The sequence below is a fragment of the Mesorhizobium ventifaucium genome, from assembly GCF_935822925.1.
Classification (GTDB): Bacteria; Pseudomonadota; Alphaproteobacteria; order Rhizobiales; family Rhizobiaceae; genus Mesorhizobium; species Mesorhizobium ventifaucium.
On record NZ_CAKXZS010000074.1, the window covers coordinates 1 to 1,189 of the forward strand.

Consider the following 1,189-nt stretch of genomic DNA (forward strand, 5'->3'; position numbering starts at 1 on the left):
GGCAGGGCTATCGCATTTGAGTCATGAGTTGGAAGAGATAAGCATCGTTCCAGCCTGCACGCATCATTTTGCCACGCATGGTGTCCTTTTTGCTGTCGGCTCGAAAGGTATTGAGGCAGAAGCGCCGAAGCAGAGCGAGGTTTTCGGGGCCGTGATCCTTTCTGGTCCGGCAGTTGTTCTCGCGGAAGACCACGTCGAGCTGCCAGTGCAGGCCATTCTCGACATCCCAGTGACGGCGCACGACAGGGAGCAGGTCGTTGGCGGACATCGGTTGCGAGAGCACATAGAGACAGCGCTCTTCCTGCCGTTTGCCATCGATCACACGCGTGCGCTTGACCTCGCCGATGGCCGCGAGGCCGGCAAAGCCGTGCTTGCGGCCAAGCCCCGGCGCACGCACGACACGCGCCGCCCGCCGCTCCAGGCGTCCGTGGCTCACCTCCTCGGTAACGGCCAGCGCCGCCTTGGGCGTTGGGCGTCTGGCGATGAGGCGCTCGGCATCGGCCAGAAGCAGCTTCTGATTGCCCTTCAAGGCCAGCACATAATCGCCGCCGCGCCGCGTGATCTCCTCGGCCATGCGGGCCGAGCAATGCAGCGCATCGGCCGTAACCACGGCGCCGCGCAGGTCGATCAGGCGCAACAGTTCGATGGCCGCCCTGGCCTCGTTGCCGCTCTGCGCCGGCAAGGCTGCCAACGTCATGCGCAACTGCGCGCCCCAGGCCGACACCATCATGCGCGGCGCGAACTGACGGCCCTTCTCGAAGGCGCCACGCATCGACTTGCCGTCGATGGCGATCTGCCCCGCGCCGCCGGCAGCGCTCGCGACATGGCGCATGAAGCCGGCGAAGGCCTCGGCGAACGCCGAAGGGACAAGCTTGCGAAACAGCGCCGAGAAGGTGTCGTGCGAGGGGATGCCATGCGCCAAAGTGAGCACCTGGCGCAGCATCACTTCCTTTTCCTGCCCAAAGCGCCAGATGTCGGAGCAATTCTTGGCGCCGCACAGCATCGCGGCGAAGGCAATGAACAGTATCTCGCAAAAATCGTGTCGAGCGTTCTGGTCGCGCGGATCGAGATGACCGAACACAGCCTGGATCGTTTCCATCGAGAACTCCCCAATTATGGAGTCCTCCCAAGAATCCACAACCCGTCAATTGGCAAGCCATTTCCCAACTACTCAAATGCGATTCCCCTG

Annotated in this window: 1 protein-coding gene; it reads right to left on the reverse strand. The window is 63.2% G+C overall.

The features are described from left to right. Window positions 1-7 precede the first annotated feature (7 nt). Window positions 8-1,099, reverse strand: a complete 1,092-nt coding sequence (locus NMG70_RS30890) for an ISAs1 family transposase (RefSeq protein ID WP_254027982.1) — start codon at window positions 1,097-1,099, stop codon at window positions 8-10. Window positions 1,100-1,189 lie beyond the last annotated feature (90 nt).

What these genes read in the sequence shown, in the direction of transcription:
- NMG70_RS30890 (WP_254027982.1), bottom strand. Translation starts at nt 1,099, where the DNA reads ATGGAAACGATCCAGGCTGTGTTCGGTCATCTCGATCCGCGCGACCAG.